The following is a 14350-nucleotide window of genomic DNA, read 5'->3' as shown; positions in this document are numbered from 1 at the left end:
GACGCGCTCGCCCTGTGGGAGCCGAACCGGCTCGTGTGGTGCCTGACCGTGCTGCACAGCGGCGGGGTGGAACTGCGGTGGCGGTGCCTGGCGAAGGCCACGTGCCGACACGAGGTCGTCATTGAACACCGATGCCCGGCGGGGACACCTGCCGGGCGCCGGCCGGAGGGAACGCTGTGGTGAACGCGTCAAGACTTCGGAGCGGGTGCGATCTTCGCAACCCACTCGCGGGTGAAGCCGGTCAGCTTCGCCATGTGCGACGGGCCCTTGCCCTCTGCGCGACCTCTCACCAGGAGTTGGCGCAGCTCAGCGTCGGCGTCGCTGAAGGCCTTCTCGGCCCGCGCTCGCTTCTTGGCTGCGGCCTGAATCTCCGTGTCGAGGTCGTCCATGTCGCTCATCGTGACACAGGTTGTCACGGTCGCGCTACGCGTACGCTAATGGCGCTCGCGATCGGCGACCGCGAACGGTATTCTCATCCCTATGAGTGCGATCCACACCGATGCGCGCCGGTTCAACAGGCATGCGCCGACGTACCAGCGGATGACCCCCGAGGAAAAGACACTCGGACACGGCGGCCTGTACCGCTTCTACGACGCCAACCGGCACCTGCTCTACGTCGGCATCACTTGGACGTTCGAGACGCGTTGGAACAGCCACAGGCTCACCGCCCCATGGTGGATGCTTGCCGACTTCGTGGCGCTGTCCTTCTACCCGGGCTCGCGAAACCCCTTGCACTACTTCGAGACCGCAGCGATCACGCGGGAACGCCCTCGCTTCAACAAGAAGATCCAGCGCGTCCCAGTGAAGAACCTGTGCCGTCTCGCCCCGCCTCTGCCGCGCTTTCCCGACGGCGAGTGACGCCCCACGAGCCGCCCTGATCCGGAGGCCAACGCCCATGCCCTGACCAGCGATTCCCGCACAAGAACCACCTCTTCGACAGGAGCCCGCACGTGACCAACGTCCGCCAGATGAACCCGCGCGACACGGCGGACGACGACGGCCTCAACAGGACGCCCCCGCCCGCGGACGTGGCTGCCGAACGAGCGCTCCTCGCGCAGTGCATCCACCGCGCCAGCGAGTACACCGAGGCTGCCGAGATCGTCTCCAGCGACGACTTCACCCGCCCCGCGCACCAGCTCCTGTGGGACGTCATCGGCCACCAACTCGCCGAACACAAGCCCACCGACCCCGTCTCCCTGCGCGCCGCCGTCGAGAAACTCGGCCAGCTCCGCCAAGTCGGCGGCGACGGCACCCTCATCTGGGACATCGCAAACGAAGCCGGAGGCGGCTCCGCAGCCCACTACGCCGAGATCCTCCGCGAGAAGACCCGACTCCGCAGCATCGAACAGCTCGCAATCCGGCTACGCTCCGGCGTCCTCAGCGGCGGCATCCCCGACGACCTCGAAGAAGACATCGCTGGATACCTCCAGCAGCGCACCGGCAACACCAGCGCCAACCCCATCACCTCCCGCCTCCTGCCCGGCGGGTCGTTCATCCTCGACCGGCCCGACACCGTGCCCACCCTGTGGGGAGACGGCGAGCAAGTCCTGTGGGCGGAAGGTGAAGCGCTCCTGATCGCCGGGCCGTCCGGCGTCGGCAAGACCACCGTCGCGCAGCAGGTCATCCTCAACGCCATCGGCGTCCACCACGGCGGCGTCTTCGGTATGCCCGTCCGCCGCTTCAAAAGATTCCTCTACCTCGCCTCCGACCGCCCCCAGCAGGCCGCCCGCTCCATGGCCCGCATGGTCCGTCCCGAGGACCGCGAACTCCTCGACGAGCACCTCGTGTTCTGGCCTGGCCCGCCGCCGTCCGACTTCATCAAGGACCCCGGCATCCTGCTGCGCCTGTGCGAGGCCGCGGGAGCCGACGCCGTGTGCCTTGACTCCCTGAAGGACATGGCCGGTGAACTTGCCTCCGAGGAAGGCGGGCAGGCCATCAACGGCGCGATCCAGCGGACCCTTGTCGAGGGCAAGGAAGTCATCGGCCTGCACCACCACCGCAAGCAGGGCGGCGGCAAGGAGGGCAGCAAGGAGCCCACGTCCCTCGATGAGCTGTACGGCTCCACATGGATCACCGCCGGTGCCGGATCCGTTGTTTCCCTGTGGGGCGCCGCGGGCGAGCCCATCGTCAGCATGCGTCACCTCAAGCAGCCGGCGGGCGAGTGCGGGCCGTGGAAGCTGCGCCACGACCACCCGGTGGGCCGCACCGAGGTGTGGCACCAGGTCGACATCCTCGCCCTTCTGAGGGCCGCCGGACCGCAGGGCCTCACTCCTGCCGCGCTGGCCGTGAATCTGTACCCCAACCCGAAGGCCAAGCCGACCCAGAGTGAGATCGAGAAGGCCCGTCGGCGCCTCGACACGTACGTCGAGAACCGCCTTGCCGTGGTCCAGAAGCTCGGCTCGGGCCGTACCGCGGCGAGCGCGTACTTCGCCGCGTTCGACGAGCAGGGGGTCCTCCCCGATGAGGAGTAAGGACCGTTTCCGCTTCACGCTCCTGTTCACGCGCTTCACGTTGATCTTGAGAAATCTGCTTCACGAACGCTTCACGCGCTTCACGTCGATCAAGGTCCGTGCAGGTCACAGCTTCACGCAGAGCTTCACGCACCTTCACGCACCCCAGCTTCACGCTCCGCTTCACGCTCCGCTTCACGCGCTTCACGTTGATCAAGGAACCCGCAGGTCACAGCTTCACGCTCGCTTCACGCACAGCTTCACGCGACCCCCCTCTACTACGTAGAGGGAGGGGGTCGCATCCACCACAGCCACCCCAGGAGCCCCCCGTTGAAGACCTACCGCCGCCACAACTGCACCCGCACCCACCGCACCTTCACCACCTTCGCCAAATGCATCTGGCCCAAAGCCCTCTGGATCCACGGCAACGGCCCATACGCCTCCGTCGCCCGCTGCGGACGCGGCACCACCGTCCAGCTCAGCCAGACCGCCGAAGACGCCACAGCAGCCAAGGAACTCATCGACAGCCACGGATGCGGCGGCCTCTGCCAACGCCGACACGAGGTGATCCAACTCATCAGAGCCGAACGCTGACCGCGGATACGACACCCACCTCGGCTGCGACCCCGCCACCGGCAGCCACCCCGACAAGCCCACCCACCCCGTCGACAACCACACGGAGAGGCACAGCGCATGACACCCCGACAGACCACCCTCGACGAGCCCCGCCGCATCCAGCGCCGCCGCACGAAGGGATGGCGCGCACCCCACGGCGCCATCTACGTCGGCCGCGGCACCCGCTGGGGCAACCCCTGCACGCAGGTCCGCATGCCCGCCCTCGACGGATCCGAGTGGGAGCGCGAAGGACGCCTCGGCAAGACCAGCGGCCTGCACCACGGCTTCGTCCACCCCGACAAGACGATCACCTCGCACCTCGTCCAGGACGCCACCCCCGAACAAGCCGTCGCCATGTACCGCCAGTGGATCGACCAGCGCGCCGACCTCGCCGCCGCAGCACGCCAACACCTCGCCGGCCGCGACCTCATGTGCTGGTGCCCCACCGACCAGCCCTGCCACGCCGACGTCCTCCTGGAGATCGCCAACCAGCCGCAGTCCACCACCTGACCGCGCACACGTAACCCCCCGCACACCGCCCCACCCCTTACCAACAGGCCGTCCACTACTGAACAACCAGCCAGTAACACCACCGCCCATACTGAACCACCAGTCAGGAGCACACCCCATGACCATCGCCCGAGTCCTCGCCGACATCGGCGCCGAACGCGTCCGCCAGAACACCAAATGGGGCGAGCAGAACCACCCCGACGGCACCGGCAACAAATCGCAGCAGGACTACGCGGCCCAGGCGCGTAAGTGGTGCGAGGCCGCCTTCGGGTCCGGGTACGGCACGTGGGCCGACATCCTCGCGGAGGAAGTCGCTGAGGTGAACGCCGAGCGGGACCCGGCCCGGCTCCGCGCCGAGCTGATCCAGGTTGCGGCCGTCGCGGCTGCGTGGGTCGAGGCCATCGACCGCCGCACGGCGGCCGCAGAGCAGTCGGCCGTCGCCGCGTCCGAGTCGTGCGGCAAGTGCAAGCAGCCGTTCGACCCGGCCGACACCCGGTTCGATGGGCGGGCCCGCTACCACCTGACGCCGTACTGCCGCGGCTGCGTCGACCGCTGCCACGACAACGAGATCGCGGATCACCGGTGCGTCATCTGCGCCTGACCAACGGGCCGGCCGCCCCGCGGGACTCGGGGCGGCCGTGCCGTCAGCCTTCCACACCACCAGGGAGCCACACCATGACCGACCGATCCGTAGGCCCGCGCTGCGGCAACAACCCGAACGTCCAACTCACCCCCGCAGACCGCAAGGCCATCGACGACTTCAAAGCCCGCCTCGCACTCAAGGCATCCGCCAAGCCGTACATCGACAACGCGATCTGGGTGGACGGCGACCCGCTGATGGAGGTCATCGCCATCACCGTCTGGGAGCGCTGCGCTCGGGACGACGAGAACACGCCGCAGCTGGTGTGCGACGACCCGCGGACCATCGCTGCGTTCGCCGCTGCTGTGGCCCGTGCTCATGCCGCCGTGCCGTCTGCGCCCGCCGACCGGGCCGCCGTGTTGCGGGAGGTTGCCGAGATCTGCGACGAGGCCGGAGCGGTGTACGCCTCGAAGGCGCTCAACGACCACGCCGACGGGGCCTTCACGCTCATGGAGCGCTTCCTCCGCAAGGCGGACGAGGCCGAGTACGTGGCCACGCCGTGCAGCGTCGGAGGCTGCGAGCCGGGCGGCGAGCCGTGCACCACGCACGAGCGGCTGATGGCCCACGCCGAGGGCGACCACGAGCTGTGCGAGCCGGACTGCGGGACCAGCCCGAGCCGCATGGCCGACGAGGCGCAGCAGCCCGAGCCCACGCCGTACCCGCCCGAAACGTCCTGGCAGATCGAAACCCGCTGGCACGACGGCGCCTGGCGCAGCTGGGCTCTCCGCACCGATCACGACGAAGCGCTGAACGAGTTCGAGCGCGCGAAGGATCGCAAGCACGCGTGGCGCCTCGTGCGGTTCCACACCACCACCGCCGTCGAGGCCGAGCACACCGAGGAGTCCACCCAGTGATCCCCGAGGCCATCGACACCGCTGTCTCCATCGGCTGGGCCATCGTCGCCTGGATCATCGCCTTCGCGTTCGTCGCGACCGTCGCCCTGTTCACGACCATGCTCGCCGTCGCGCAGGGCTGGAAGACGGCACGGCGCGTACTGCGCGGGCCGTCGTGGGCGCGTGGACGGATACGCGCCCGAATCCACGCGCACCGTGCCCGCAGGCGCCACAGCGAGCCCACAGAGACACACACCTACCGGGAGGCAGCGTGACCACCGCTGAGCCACTCGCACTCACACTGACCCCACCCCCAGGCGGCGAGATCCTCCACGCCTCCGACCGGGCCACGGTCATCTGGGGCGACTGCCGCGACCCACAGATCATCGCCTCCGTCCCCGACTGGTACGGGCTGCTGTGCACCGACCCGCCCTACGGCATGCGCTACAACTCCGGGCGGAGCGGCCGGTTCACGGAGATCCCTGGAGACGACGGCACCGTCGACTGGCCTGCCGTCCTCGGCCAGTGGGTCGGGCCGGAGGGGACGTTCAACGGCGGGCTCGCCCCGTCCCGGCACGTCTACGTCTTCGGCTACCGGCCTGATGAGCTCACCGCACCTTTGCGGCTGGGCGGGACGGCCGAGCTGGTGTGGGACAAGCTCGACCTCGGCAGCGGCGACCTCACGTCCCCGTGGGGGCCCGGACACGAGTCGTTCACGTTCGGTGTGCACGTGAAGAGGCGCAGTGACCGGGAGAAGGGCGCCGGGAATCTGTCGGCCCGCCTGCGCCGCGGATCGGTCCTCCGCTACCAGCGCCCTGGGCGGGGCTATGCCCGGCACTCGAACGAGAAGCCCGTCCCGTTGATGGCCGACCTCATCGAATCGTCCACCGTGCGCGGCGAGCTGGTCGTCGACCCGTGCGCGGGCTCGGGGAGCACTGGGGTCGCCGCGGTCCTCGAAGGCCGCCGCTGCTTCCTCGTGGAGACCAAGCGCGCCGACGCCGAACAGTGCGTCCAGCGCGTCGTTGCGGCCGAGCGGCTGGCTGCGCAGATGGGAGCGCTGTGAGCCGCGTCGACTGGGGCTGGGTCCTCGGAGTCTCCGTCATCCTCTGGCCCTTCGCGTTCTGCGCCCTCCTCGCCATCCGGCGGGGCGGGCGCGCCCTCACCCACACGATCCGCAACCGGAGGACCCGATGACCGCACCCGCCGACGAACTCCGCACCGCCGCGCAGACGCTGAGGCAGCGCGCCGAAGCAGCCACGCCCGGCCCGTGGCGCCAACACGACACTCACCTCGGCCAGTACGGCTACGCCGCGACCGTCCTGTCAGGCGAAGGGAACGACACCGACCTGCGCGCCTGGCTGCCGTCGATGTCGCAGGAGCCGTGGGACGAGACCCGCAACGCGTGGCCCGACGCCGCGTACATCGCCGCCATGGGCCCCGGCGTCGGCCTCGCCCTCGCCGACTGGCTGGACGTCGCGGCCGAGCACTGCCGAGGCCACTACCTGTGCTGCGACAACGGGCCGTGTCCCGAGTCCGCCAAGCCCGCCCTCGCCGTGGCCCGCCAGATCAACGGAGGCGAGCAGCGATGACCAGACTCGAAACCGCACTCACCCTCGGCGCCGCAACCCTCGCATCCGCCGGCATCGCCGCCGCCAGCCACCACCTGTGGTGGGAGACCACCGTGTTCCTCGGAGTCGCCGCGTTCCTTGCTGAGGGCGCGTCCCGGGAGCGGCATCACCGGCGCGCCCGGCAACGGGAGATCGCCATCAGGTTGGAGCGTCTGGCCCGCGGTGAGGCCGTCATCGAACCCCCGCAACCCTGCTGCTCCTTCTGGGCCAGCTCGGACGGCGCCGTCCACGGGCACGACTGCACCCGCCCGCCCGCCGCCCGGACGAGCCTCAGCCTTGCCGAGCAGCAGGCACTCGCTGAGATCACCGCGCACTACGACGAGGACACAGCCGCGTGACCGGCCCGTCGTCCACGCCCCGGGGCGAGCACACGCCCGCCCCGGGCAGCACGTGGGAGCAGCGCCTCGTCCGCACCGAGACCGTCATCGACGACGACGCACCCGACCCCGCACCGAACCGCAAGACGCGGCGTGCCATGCAGCGCGCAGCACGGAGGAACCGATGACCGACCGCCACACCGCCGACACGATCAACAGCGACGCACTCGACCAGCTGTACGACCGACTGGAAGCGGCCGAGACGGAGAACGACAAACTCCGCGCCTGGCACGAGCGTTGCCCTGACAGGGAACCACGGGCCCGTGCCGAGGCCGCGCTCGCCCGCGTGCGCACCCTCATGGACTACTGGGCCAAGCGCACCGATCAGCTCAAGCGCGGAGCCGAGCTGCTGCGCGCCGCCCTCGACCACGACGAGCCCACCCCGGCAGCGACCCAAGCGACCGAGCCCGGCCACGCCGTGACAGTCGAAGGCGCCCCGGCCACCCCCGACGACTTCGTCCGCGAACGCTGCCCCCACTGCCCCGACCACATTCTCCGCAACCGCCTCGACGAACACGTGGCCACCACCCACGCCGACATCCCGCCATGCACCGCCACCATCACCAACACCACCACCGACGGCGTCCAAAGCTGCGCGTTCCGCGCCAACCACACCGAAGGTCAGTACGGCGAATGGCACGCCGGCAAGGCCAGCCCGTACGGCCGGCACGTGTGGAACGACAGCGCGATCGGTGCCGTCCCGCACCGTGCGGACGGGGAGCAGCCCAGTGTCTGACGTCGGCGAGATTCAGCTCACCCGCAAGCTCGGCCACGGCCTCATCGTCGAGACTGCCCCACCCCGCACCCGCATGGCGCTCGCCGTCCTCGCCAACACAGGCTGGGGCGCCAGAGTCCAAGGCGCCGACTGCATCAACATCGGCGACCAAGTCCTGTACCAGGTCGTCGGGTACGACCCCGAGCACGCGGCGCTGCTGCTGGAGCTGGTGGAGGACTGGCGGCCGACCGCCACCTCCGACCCACCCAAGGAGCGGTGCGACTGCCCGCCCACAAACGCCGGGCTGGAGCTCTGCCCCACGTGCCCCGGCCGTACCAAGGAGCAGCCCTCGTGACGACCGGCCAGATCCTCGCCTGCGCCATCGCGTGGACCGCCGCCCTCGTGGCCATCACCGCGCTGGTTCGCATCCGTCACACCGCACGGGACCTACAGCGGGCACGCGACCGCACCTTCGCCGTGGCCAACAGGGGCGGCGTGATCACCTTCGACCGGCGTATGTCGGATGCGGAGTACGAGGAATTGAAGGCGCGGTGGCTGGCCGCGTACGGCAACAATCAGGGCGCGCACCCCGTGGTGGAGCTGCGCCCGGTCGACGACGAGCAGGCATGCGGGTGCTGGAACGGGGTCCGCTGCGTCAAGCACTGCACCTGCCACCAGTGCACCGTGCTACGCCGCCCGGCCACGAACAGCGAGGAGCAGCCCGGTGCCTGACCTGCACGCCCGGAAGCTGACCGTGCTCGTCCCCGCCTGCGACACCGGCCGCCACGCCCACCACCCCGGGATCACGTGCGCGCAGATGAACGAAGAGATCGCGTGGATGGACGAGTACTTCGCGGCCGAGCTCAGCAAGTCGCTCGGCCGGAAGGTCACCCCGATGTCCGAGGTCCCGCCGGCACTGCGCGGCCCCAACTGGAAGGCACAGTCGTGAAGATGCCGAAGCCGTACAAGGCATGCTCGTGTCGGGCGCCAGGGACTACGCGGCTCCTCGGCAAGAGGTGTCCGTGCCTCGACCGCGAGGACCATGGGGCCTGGTACGCCCGGTACGAGGTACAACGCGCTCCCAATGGGCGCCGCCGCCAGCCGCGTATCGGGCCGTACGGCACCGCGCAGGAATGCGAGCAGGCCCTCGTCCAGGTGCTATGTGACGGGCCCACGGTCGACGAGATCCTCGACGACTACATGGAAGGACTGACCTGCGGCGACCGCACCCGCGACAACTACCGGCGCGGCCTGCGGTACGTTCGGGAGCTCATTGGCCAGTACCGGGCGCAGCACCTCACTAAGGACGACGTCGACTTCATGACCGAGTACCTGTTGACCTGCGGGAAGCGCGACGGGACGGGGCTCGCGAAGAGGACGGTCGACATGTCCGTGGCTCTGCTGCGCGCTGCGTACGAGGTGGCCATTTTCCGGCAGAGGCTCCGTCGTCGGGCGATCCCCGTGGACGCAGACCCCGGGGTGATCACGCTCGAACGCGCGGCTTGACGGGCGTGGCATCCTGAGTGGGTTCCCTCGTAGCTCAACTAGGCAGAGCGCCCGGCGGGGATGTGCGCGTTCAAATCGCGTCGAGGGAACGCCCGCTCGTCTGCTCGTGGGAAACCCGGGCACCCGAGAACCAGTCGGCCCACAGCCGAGCGGGCCCATAGAGGTCCCGGACGGGGCTGCCGCTCTCCTGCAACGTGGTGCACCCGGCAGCAATCGAGGGATGCGGTATCCGCAAGGACCGTGGCGGCGCCCCGTCCTAGGCAACGGGGCGCCGATCAGCTTCCGGACATGCCGTGGCCCGCCGTCCCATACAGGCCGGCGGGCCACGGTTCGAGTGGGCGCCCCCCCTCGCGCACGACCGTACGCCCGGGCAGTCGGGTAGCGGAAGATGACGGACAGCACGAAGGCCCCTGCTGCTCCCAAGTCAGCAGGGGCCTTCGTCGTGTTCGGGGCTCAGCCCCAGGTGGTGTCGCTCACGGTGCCCACTCCTCTGCCTTGAATCCAGGACGGCCAGCGTACGGCGCAGCGAGCTGGATGACCACGGACTGAAGAGCCCCACCTACCCGGATCCACGTCTCACGCTCGTCCTCGGCGATGTCGACGCGACTGGCCTCGCGGCAGGCGAACTCGTAGCGGGCGACGATGGCGCGCTTGGCGTCGATCTCCCGCAGCACCCGAGCCGGATCATGACGGGCGATGTGCTCGGCATCGACCAGGTGTCGCCGATCCACTGCCTCACCGGTCGTGGCGACGATCGTGGCGCCCAGTTCCGGCGGCGCCCCGAACACTGCCTCCTCGGACCGGCCGGACGCTGTGGCGTGATGGCGAGCCGTCGGAGCGTTCCGCCACGGGCCCGGGGTCGCCTCCCGCGCGATCTGCTCGTCCACGTCGAGCTGCCCGCCGAGCCACTGCACGAGATCATCCATCCGACGCCTCCTTCTTCGGCCTCGAACCCCACGGGCCAGAGTGGCCACGAACGATGTCCTGCACCGTGCCGAGCGACACGTCGAGCGCGGCGGCGATCTTCCGGAACGAGATCTTCTCCTCGCGCATCCGCAGCACGATCTCCCGCCGCTCATCTCGCAGTTCAGGCTCTTTCTCGGTCTGCGACTTCAGCAGTTCGCTGATGGCTCGCGCCCGCCGCACCGGGTCCTCGATTGCACGCACTGCGTTCACGGCGTCGACCACCCTCTGAACCTCCTCGATCACACCCGGCCTCATCTCGTTCGGGCGGGCCGCTTCCCCCAAGCGTATGGCATGCCATACAGTGACGGAAGCAGCCCAACACTGCTGATGCACAAAGCCCCCGGCCCGGCGCTGCGAACGCCACATGGACCGGGGGCACCCACCTTCAACTCCACGAAGAGGCAGGCATGCCGAAGCCTAGCGACCAAGCCCCTGACCAGCACACCCCCCGCACTGACGCCGAGACCCTCGCCGCGCAGATCCTCACCCACGCCGCCGACCGCCTTGACACCATCCCGCCGACCGCGAGCATGACCGACGGCCGGCGCGCCCAAGCCGTACTCGCCGCCACGACCACCGTCCTCAACCCCGTGACGAGCAAGTGGGTTCGGACCCACGCCCGCGCCGCCGCCCTCGCCGCGCTGCCCCCGGTCTCCGGGAGCACCACCGAGTACGCGGCCGCGCTGCGGGAGATCGCCGGGGCCGCGGCATGAGCGACCACCCGACCTACACCGTCCCCCGCGCGCACCTCATCACCATGGCCGACCGCCTCGACCAAGACCCCGAACAGCCGGCCGACGCCGAGTTCACCGCGGCCGACCGGCGCGCGCTCGCGGCCGAGGTCACCCACGGATACGCCGGACTCCTCTTGGAGTTCATCCCCGAGGTCACCGCACCGATCACCCGCGGCGAGTACGCGGCCCGGCTGCGTGAGATCGGAGTCGTCCGATGAGCAAGGACCGGACGCCGAAGCCGAACCAGATCTTGGCGCAGCCCGCGACCGTGCAGGCCTGCGCCTCCGACCTCCGCACCCCCGGACAGCAGGCCGCAGCAGCCGGTGCCGCGCGCACCCAGCTCGCTGAGACCCGCATGAACGCGGCAGGAGGGCGCAGCTGATGGGCCTCTTCGATCGCGTCTTCGGCAACGACCACGAGCGCGCCGCCGCCCGGCCCGGCCGCGAGTCGGCCAGCGACGCCGCCGCGCGGAAACGCCGGCAGAGCTACCGGAAGAACGTCACCAAGACGGCCCGCCAAGGCCAGGCCTGGGAGGACGCCGACCGGCAGCAGGACCGCAAGGGCGGCTGGTACCGGCCCCGCTAGACCAACCGCCCCACCAGACCGCCGTCCCCCGCGACCATCCCCCCGCGGGGGACGGCTTCATCCCACGGAGACCCACGCTCATGAAGATCCGCCACGCCCTCGCCGCCATATGCGCCGCCGCTGTGCTCGCCCTCACCGCCTGCACATCGGCCGGGAGCAGCGACAACCCCGCCACCACCACCGTCATCGAAACCACCGACCCCGCCCCCACCGCCGACGACACGACGCAGAACCTCGTCGACCTCTCCTGGGACCAGCAGACCGAAGCCGACAAGAACGCCATGTGCTTTGGCCTGGCGCTCTACGGCACCAGTTGGGGCGCTGACCAGATGCGCGCCGGCGCGGGCGGCGACGACTCCCTCGACTGGGACAGAGCCGCCGTACTCGTCGAAGCGAAGTGCGCGCAGCGCTGACCCCGCCACCCCCGTACGCCACCCGGGAGCCACCGTGAAGACCCTGACCAGAGGACAGAAAGCCGTCCTCGCCGCCGCCACACTCCCGATGATCGGGGCCGGTGGCCTCGGAGCCTGGGGCACCTACGCCAACATCACCTCGGTGTTCCACCGCAAGGCCACCGCGGCTGGCGTCGTCGCCGCAGGGGAAGGCGCCACCCTGGTTCTCGCCCTGGTCCTCGTCGGGCTGACCATGCTTGGTCAGGCTTCACCGCGCGCAGTCCGGGCCGGGCTCTGGCTCCTGCCCATGGCGGCGTCCGTCACCGGTGCGATCGTCGCGCCCGGCGCCCGGGACGCGGTCGTCTTCGCCGTCACCCCGATGGCCATGACCGTGTCCGCGGAAGGGCTCGGGCTCCTCGCTCGCCGGATCGTCGTGTACTCGACGGGCGTTGACATGGAGGTGCAGCGTCGTAACGCCGTGACGCTCCGGAGGATCGCGTACCACCAGGCGCGCGCGGCACGGCACCCGTGGGGCTGGGTGCAGAAGTGGTCTCAGCTCACGGCCTGGCGCCTCCTGGGGAAGGTCGGGGAGGAGGACACGGCGCTCGGCTCAGGGCTCGTCGAGGTGCAGCGGGAGCGGCTCACCGAGGGCGCGGACACGGCGCTCGCAACGATGCTCGGCTCACCCTCGGCTCAGCCTGTACTGCCCCCGGCTGAGCCCGCGGCTCATGAGCCTGAGCCCGGCTCAGACCGTGAGCCGGGTTTTGAGACGACCGTGCAGACCGCGCTCACCGTCGCCGCACCCGAGCCCACTCTGACGGCGCTCCCGCTCCCTGTACTGCCCGTTGACCAGCAGGGATCACGTGAGCCCGTCTTGAGCCCGGCTGAGCCGGTCACCGTGAGCCCCGCTGAGCCGAGCCCTGAGCCGGAGTCGGATCAGGCGGATCAGATCGAGCAGCAGATCGTCACCCTCGCCTCACGGCTCAGGTGCGGCGAGCAGCTCACCAAGACCACCGCGGCTCAACTCCTCGGCGTGAGCCAGGCCACCGCCGGGCGCCGGCTCAAGGACGCGCGCGTCCGGATCAGCGACGGAACGGGGCAGTACCTGTGAACGTCGCCTGGCTCATCGTCTTCGCCCTCGTCGCGCTCCTCGCCGCGGCCGGCCTCCACGCCATCGCGCCCCACCACTACCGCGGCGAGTACCTGCTGCCCGCCGCCCGCACCGTCGCCGTCATCACCACCATCACCGCATTCGTCGCGGCCGTCTGGAGCCACTGAAATGCCGTACATGGCCATCAACCTCGGCGGCGTCGCCCTCGGGGTCGGCATCGTCCTCGCCTTCCTCATGCGCTGGTACCTCAAAGAGAAGAAGCGATGGGGCGCCCTCGTCCCCTTCGTCCTCGCCCTGCTCTACGGGATGCTTGCCGCGCTCGCCGCGCTCGGCGCGTTCTCCGTCCTCGGCGTGGCCACGTGGCTCGCCCTGTGGGCGGGCAACGTCGCCGGATACACCGCGCTCGTCTGGGGCATCGGCGGCACCGCACCGGACGTGACCCGCGCCCACCAGCTGGCGTTGACGCCCGGCGGGTACGCGGTCGTGTTCCTGCTGACGATCGTGCTGCTGGCCCTGCTCAAGTGGGGGCCGCGCCAGTCCAAGAGCAAGATCCTCCTCGGCTGTGTGGCCGGGATCCTGGTGGCCCTGTCGGGCAACGTCGCCGGGGTCGCGGCGATCCCGCTGGGCAGCGGCGTGAACCTCGCTGGCGTCGGCTTCACCGGGGTGTTCGGGTGAGCGCCGACGAGGACCCGGAGACCGAAGCACCGGGGGAGTCCAAGCAACCGGGGGAGCCGGCCGGGATGAGCGAGCGGACCGCCAAACTCATCCTCGCCTCCGTCGCCCTCGCGGCGCTGGCCGCAGTCGTCATCGTGTTCCCGTACGTCGCCTACTTCGTCGCCGGGATCATGGCGTGCCGAGGCTGGCAGAAGACCCGCGGATGGATCGGCCGGCGCCAGGGGAGCAGCGACGAGGCGCCGTCTACGGCGGACGAGGTGACCGCGGAGGACGTCGTCGAGACGCTGCACGAGGTCGCCAATCCGAACGTGTTCCTCGCCGACTTCGCGGCCGCGTTCGACCTCGACACGGGCGCCGCGCGGGCGCTCCTCGAAGGCCACCAGGTCCGGGTGCGGCGTGCGGTGCGCAACGGGGACAGCACGGGGGTGGGCGTACATAAGGACGACCTGCCGCCCCTCCCCCGCCCCGTTCAGGAGACCCCTGTTGGTGGCGTTGACCAGGGACAACCAACCAACCAACAGGGCTTGTCCAGCGAGCCGATCGGGCTCGCGGGAGTGGTCGTCAAGGACGGCAGCGAGACCCGCCGCCGCCACCAAGTCCGCAACTGAGGAGC

General features: G+C 70.1%; 29 protein-coding genes and 1 tRNA gene. 27 read left to right on the top strand and 3 right to left on the bottom strand.

Annotation, left to right across the window (positions count from 1 at the left end):
• Window positions 1–188 precede the first annotated feature (188 nt).
• Window positions 189–389, bottom strand: a complete 201-nt coding sequence (locus ACIQTP_RS02895) for a hypothetical protein (protein ID WP_403395597.1) — start codon at window positions 387–389, stop codon at window positions 189–191.
• A 91-nt stretch (window positions 390–480) separates the two neighbouring features.
• On the opposite strand from ACIQTP_RS02895, the gene ACIQTP_RS02890 reads away from it, so the two are divergent.
• The 18 genes from ACIQTP_RS02890 to ACIQTP_RS02805 all read left to right on the top strand — a co-directional run bounded on the left by ACIQTP_RS02890 (window position 481) and on the right by ACIQTP_RS02805 (window position 9363).
• On the top strand, window positions 481–858 hold the full coding sequence (locus tag ACIQTP_RS02890; RefSeq protein WP_403395596.1) for a GIY-YIG nuclease family protein: 378 nt from the start codon (window positions 481–483) through the stop codon (window positions 856–858).
• A 92-nt stretch (window positions 859–950) separates the two neighbouring features.
• Window positions 951–2471 (top strand): DnaB-like helicase N-terminal domain-containing protein, encoded by a 1521-nt coding sequence (locus ACIQTP_RS02885; RefSeq protein ID WP_403395595.1) that lies wholly within the window; start codon window positions 951–953, stop codon window positions 2469–2471.
• Window positions 2472–2780: 309 nt separating this feature from the next.
• Window positions 2781–3044 (top strand): hypothetical protein, encoded by a 264-nt coding sequence (locus ACIQTP_RS02880; protein WP_403395593.1) that lies wholly within the window; start codon window positions 2781–2783, stop codon window positions 3042–3044.
• A gap of 99 nt (window positions 3045–3143) precedes the next feature.
• Window positions 3144–3575, top strand: a complete 432-nt coding sequence (locus ACIQTP_RS02875) for a DUF4326 domain-containing protein (protein WP_403395591.1) — start codon at window positions 3144–3146, stop codon at window positions 3573–3575.
• Between the two features lie 118 nt (window positions 3576–3693).
• Window positions 3694–4176 (top strand): hypothetical protein, encoded by a 483-nt coding sequence (locus ACIQTP_RS02870; RefSeq protein WP_403395589.1) that lies wholly within the window; start codon window positions 3694–3696, stop codon window positions 4174–4176.
• Window positions 4177–4250: 74 nt separating this feature from the next.
• Window positions 4251–5069 (top strand): hypothetical protein, encoded by an 819-nt coding sequence (locus tag ACIQTP_RS02865; protein ID WP_403395588.1) that lies wholly within the window; start codon window positions 4251–4253, stop codon window positions 5067–5069.
• Window positions 5066–5323: a hypothetical protein gene (locus ACIQTP_RS02860; protein ID WP_403395587.1), complete on the top strand. Its 258-nt coding sequence runs from the start codon at window positions 5066–5068 to the stop codon at window positions 5321–5323. Before ACIQTP_RS02865 ends, ACIQTP_RS02860 begins: the two co-directional genes overlap by 4 nt.
• Window positions 5320–6111: a DNA methyltransferase gene (locus ACIQTP_RS02855; RefSeq protein ID WP_403395584.1), complete on the top strand. Its 792-nt coding sequence runs from the start codon at window positions 5320–5322 to the stop codon at window positions 6109–6111. Before ACIQTP_RS02860 ends, ACIQTP_RS02855 begins: the two co-directional genes overlap by 4 nt.
• Entirely contained in the window at window positions 6108–6242 is a 135-nt protein-coding gene (locus ACIQTP_RS02850; RefSeq protein ID WP_403395582.1) for a hypothetical protein, read from the top strand. The genes ACIQTP_RS02855 and ACIQTP_RS02850 overlap by 4 nt, the downstream gene beginning before the upstream one ends.
• Entirely contained in the window at window positions 6239–6637 is a 399-nt protein-coding gene (locus ACIQTP_RS02845) for an ead/Ea22-like family protein (protein ID WP_403395580.1), read from the top strand. The genes ACIQTP_RS02850 and ACIQTP_RS02845 overlap by 4 nt, the downstream gene beginning before the upstream one ends.
• Window positions 6634–7014 (top strand): hypothetical protein, encoded by a 381-nt coding sequence (locus tag ACIQTP_RS02840; protein WP_403395578.1) that lies wholly within the window; start codon window positions 6634–6636, stop codon window positions 7012–7014. The genes ACIQTP_RS02845 and ACIQTP_RS02840 overlap by 4 nt, the downstream gene beginning before the upstream one ends.
• Window positions 7011–7181, top strand: a complete 171-nt coding sequence (locus ACIQTP_RS02835) for a hypothetical protein (protein WP_403395576.1) — start codon at window positions 7011–7013, stop codon at window positions 7179–7181. Before ACIQTP_RS02840 ends, ACIQTP_RS02835 begins: the two co-directional genes overlap by 4 nt.
• Window positions 7178–7789, top strand: a complete 612-nt coding sequence (locus tag ACIQTP_RS02830; RefSeq protein WP_403395573.1) for a hypothetical protein — start codon at window positions 7178–7180, stop codon at window positions 7787–7789. Before ACIQTP_RS02835 ends, ACIQTP_RS02830 begins: the two co-directional genes overlap by 4 nt.
• Complete coding sequence (locus ACIQTP_RS02825) at window positions 7782–8123, top strand: hypothetical protein (RefSeq protein WP_403395571.1); 342 nt, start codon at window positions 7782–7784, stop codon at window positions 8121–8123. Before ACIQTP_RS02830 ends, ACIQTP_RS02825 begins: the two co-directional genes overlap by 8 nt.
• Window positions 8120–8500 carry a hypothetical protein gene (locus tag ACIQTP_RS02820; RefSeq protein ID WP_403395568.1) on the top strand — a complete coding sequence of 127 codons (381 nt, stop codon included), beginning with the start codon at window positions 8120–8122 and terminating at the stop codon, window positions 8498–8500. The genes ACIQTP_RS02825 and ACIQTP_RS02820 overlap by 4 nt, the downstream gene beginning before the upstream one ends.
• Entirely contained in the window at window positions 8493–8717 is a 225-nt protein-coding gene (locus ACIQTP_RS02815) for a hypothetical protein (RefSeq protein WP_403395566.1), read from the top strand. The genes ACIQTP_RS02820 and ACIQTP_RS02815 overlap by 8 nt, the downstream gene beginning before the upstream one ends.
• A gap of 2 nt (window positions 8718–8719) precedes the next feature.
• Window positions 8720–9274 (top strand): hypothetical protein, encoded by a 555-nt coding sequence (locus tag ACIQTP_RS02810; protein WP_403395564.1) that lies wholly within the window; start codon window positions 8720–8722, stop codon window positions 9272–9274.
• A 23-nt stretch (window positions 9275–9297) separates the two neighbouring features.
• A tRNA-OTHER gene (locus tag ACIQTP_RS02805) sits at window positions 9298–9363 on the top strand.
• A gap of 384 nt (window positions 9364–9747) precedes the next feature.
• Here ACIQTP_RS02805 and ACIQTP_RS02800 read toward each other — a convergent pair.
• Both ACIQTP_RS02800 and ACIQTP_RS02795 read right to left on the bottom strand, forming a co-directional pair.
• The gene (locus ACIQTP_RS02800; RefSeq protein WP_403395562.1) at window positions 9748–10200 is read right to left on the bottom strand and encodes a DUF6221 family protein; all 453 of its coding nucleotides are present in this window, start codon (window positions 10198–10200) and stop codon (window positions 9748–9750) included.
• Complete coding sequence (locus ACIQTP_RS02795; protein ID WP_403395560.1) at window positions 10193–10462, bottom strand: helix-turn-helix domain-containing protein; 270 nt, start codon at window positions 10460–10462, stop codon at window positions 10193–10195. Before ACIQTP_RS02795 ends, ACIQTP_RS02800 begins: the two co-directional genes overlap by 8 nt.
• Window positions 10463–10647: 185 nt before the next feature.
• Here ACIQTP_RS02795 and ACIQTP_RS02790 point away from each other — a divergent pair, with 185 nt between their 5' ends.
• The 9 genes from ACIQTP_RS02790 (at window position 10648) to ACIQTP_RS02750 (ending at window position 14345) form a co-directional block, all read left to right on the top strand.
• Window positions 10648–10953, top strand: coding sequence for a hypothetical protein (locus tag ACIQTP_RS02790; protein ID WP_403395558.1), 306 nt, complete (start codon window positions 10648–10650; stop codon window positions 10951–10953).
• On the top strand, window positions 10950–11192 hold the full coding sequence (locus ACIQTP_RS02785) for a hypothetical protein (protein WP_403395556.1): 243 nt from the start codon (window positions 10950–10952) through the stop codon (window positions 11190–11192). The genes ACIQTP_RS02790 and ACIQTP_RS02785 overlap by 4 nt, the downstream gene beginning before the upstream one ends.
• On the top strand, window positions 11189–11356 hold the full coding sequence (locus tag ACIQTP_RS02780; protein ID WP_403395554.1) for a hypothetical protein: 168 nt from the start codon (window positions 11189–11191) through the stop codon (window positions 11354–11356). Before ACIQTP_RS02785 ends, ACIQTP_RS02780 begins: the two co-directional genes overlap by 4 nt.
• Complete coding sequence (locus tag ACIQTP_RS02775) at window positions 11356–11559, top strand: hypothetical protein (protein WP_403395552.1); 204 nt, start codon at window positions 11356–11358, stop codon at window positions 11557–11559. The genes ACIQTP_RS02780 and ACIQTP_RS02775 overlap by 1 nt, the downstream gene beginning before the upstream one ends.
• 80 nt (window positions 11560–11639) lie before the next feature.
• Window positions 11640–11972, top strand: a complete 333-nt coding sequence (locus tag ACIQTP_RS02770) for a hypothetical protein (RefSeq protein WP_403395549.1) — start codon at window positions 11640–11642, stop codon at window positions 11970–11972.
• A gap of 34 nt (window positions 11973–12006) precedes the next feature.
• Window positions 12007–13062, top strand: a complete 1056-nt coding sequence (locus ACIQTP_RS02765; protein WP_403395546.1) for a hypothetical protein — start codon at window positions 12007–12009, stop codon at window positions 13060–13062.
• Window positions 13059–13229, top strand: coding sequence for a hypothetical protein (locus ACIQTP_RS02760; RefSeq protein ID WP_403395544.1), 171 nt, complete (start codon window positions 13059–13061; stop codon window positions 13227–13229). The genes ACIQTP_RS02765 and ACIQTP_RS02760 overlap by 4 nt, the downstream gene beginning before the upstream one ends.
• 10 nt (window positions 13230–13239) lie before the next feature.
• Window positions 13240–13737 carry a hypothetical protein gene (locus tag ACIQTP_RS02755; RefSeq protein ID WP_319750573.1) on the top strand — a complete coding sequence of 166 codons (498 nt, stop codon included), beginning with the start codon at window positions 13240–13242 and terminating at the stop codon, window positions 13735–13737.
• A complete protein-coding gene (locus ACIQTP_RS02750; RefSeq protein ID WP_403395541.1) occupies window positions 13734–14345 on the top strand; it encodes a hypothetical protein in 612 nt (203 codons plus the stop codon). Before ACIQTP_RS02755 ends, ACIQTP_RS02750 begins: the two co-directional genes overlap by 4 nt.
• Window positions 14346–14350: the final 5 nt, after the last annotated feature.

Origin of the sequence: Streptomyces sp. NPDC090798, from assembly GCF_044768965.1 — a bacterium.
In the GTDB taxonomy this organism is placed as follows: Bacteria; Actinomycetota; Actinomycetes; order Streptomycetales; family Streptomycetaceae; genus Streptomyces.
This window is presented reverse-complemented; position numbering and strand designations above follow the sequence as displayed.

What these genes read in the sequence shown, in the direction of transcription:
- ACIQTP_RS02800 (WP_403395562.1), bottom strand. Translation starts at nt 10,200, where the DNA reads ATGGATGATCTCGTGCAGTGGCTCGGCGGGCAGCTCGACGTGGACGAG.
- ACIQTP_RS02830 (WP_403395573.1), top strand. Translation starts at nt 7,178, where the DNA reads ATGACCGACCGCCACACCGCCGACACGATCAACAGCGACGCACTCGAC.
- ACIQTP_RS02790 (WP_403395558.1), top strand. Translation starts at nt 10,648, where the DNA reads ATGCCGAAGCCTAGCGACCAAGCCCCTGACCAGCACACCCCCCGCACT.
- ACIQTP_RS02780 (WP_403395554.1), top strand. Translation starts at nt 11,189, where the DNA reads ATGAGCAAGGACCGGACGCCGAAGCCGAACCAGATCTTGGCGCAGCCC.
- ACIQTP_RS02875 (WP_403395591.1), top strand. Translation starts at nt 3,144, where the DNA reads ATGACACCCCGACAGACCACCCTCGACGAGCCCCGCCGCATCCAGCGC.
- ACIQTP_RS02770 (WP_403395549.1), top strand. Translation starts at nt 11,640, where the DNA reads ATGAAGATCCGCCACGCCCTCGCCGCCATATGCGCCGCCGCTGTGCTC.
- ACIQTP_RS02865 (WP_403395588.1), top strand. Translation starts at nt 4,251, where the DNA reads ATGACCGACCGATCCGTAGGCCCGCGCTGCGGCAACAACCCGAACGTC.
- ACIQTP_RS02775 (WP_403395552.1), top strand. Translation starts at nt 11,356, where the DNA reads ATGGGCCTCTTCGATCGCGTCTTCGGCAACGACCACGAGCGCGCCGCC.
- ACIQTP_RS02870 (WP_403395589.1), top strand. Translation starts at nt 3,694, where the DNA reads ATGACCATCGCCCGAGTCCTCGCCGACATCGGCGCCGAACGCGTCCGC.
- ACIQTP_RS02810 (WP_403395564.1), top strand. Translation starts at nt 8,720, where the DNA reads ATGCCGAAGCCGTACAAGGCATGCTCGTGTCGGGCGCCAGGGACTACG.
- ACIQTP_RS02890 (WP_403395596.1), top strand. Translation starts at nt 481, where the DNA reads ATGAGTGCGATCCACACCGATGCGCGCCGGTTCAACAGGCATGCGCCG.
- ACIQTP_RS02785 (WP_403395556.1), top strand. Translation starts at nt 10,950, where the DNA reads ATGAGCGACCACCCGACCTACACCGTCCCCCGCGCGCACCTCATCACC.
- ACIQTP_RS02840 (WP_403395578.1), top strand. Translation starts at nt 6,634, where the DNA reads ATGACCAGACTCGAAACCGCACTCACCCTCGGCGCCGCAACCCTCGCA.
- ACIQTP_RS02845 (WP_403395580.1), top strand. Translation starts at nt 6,239, where the DNA reads ATGACCGCACCCGCCGACGAACTCCGCACCGCCGCGCAGACGCTGAGG.
- ACIQTP_RS02895 (WP_403395597.1), bottom strand. Translation starts at nt 389, where the DNA reads ATGGACGACCTCGACACGGAGATTCAGGCCGCAGCCAAGAAGCGAGCG.
- ACIQTP_RS02755 (WP_319750573.1), top strand. Translation starts at nt 13,240, where the DNA reads ATGGCCATCAACCTCGGCGGCGTCGCCCTCGGGGTCGGCATCGTCCTC.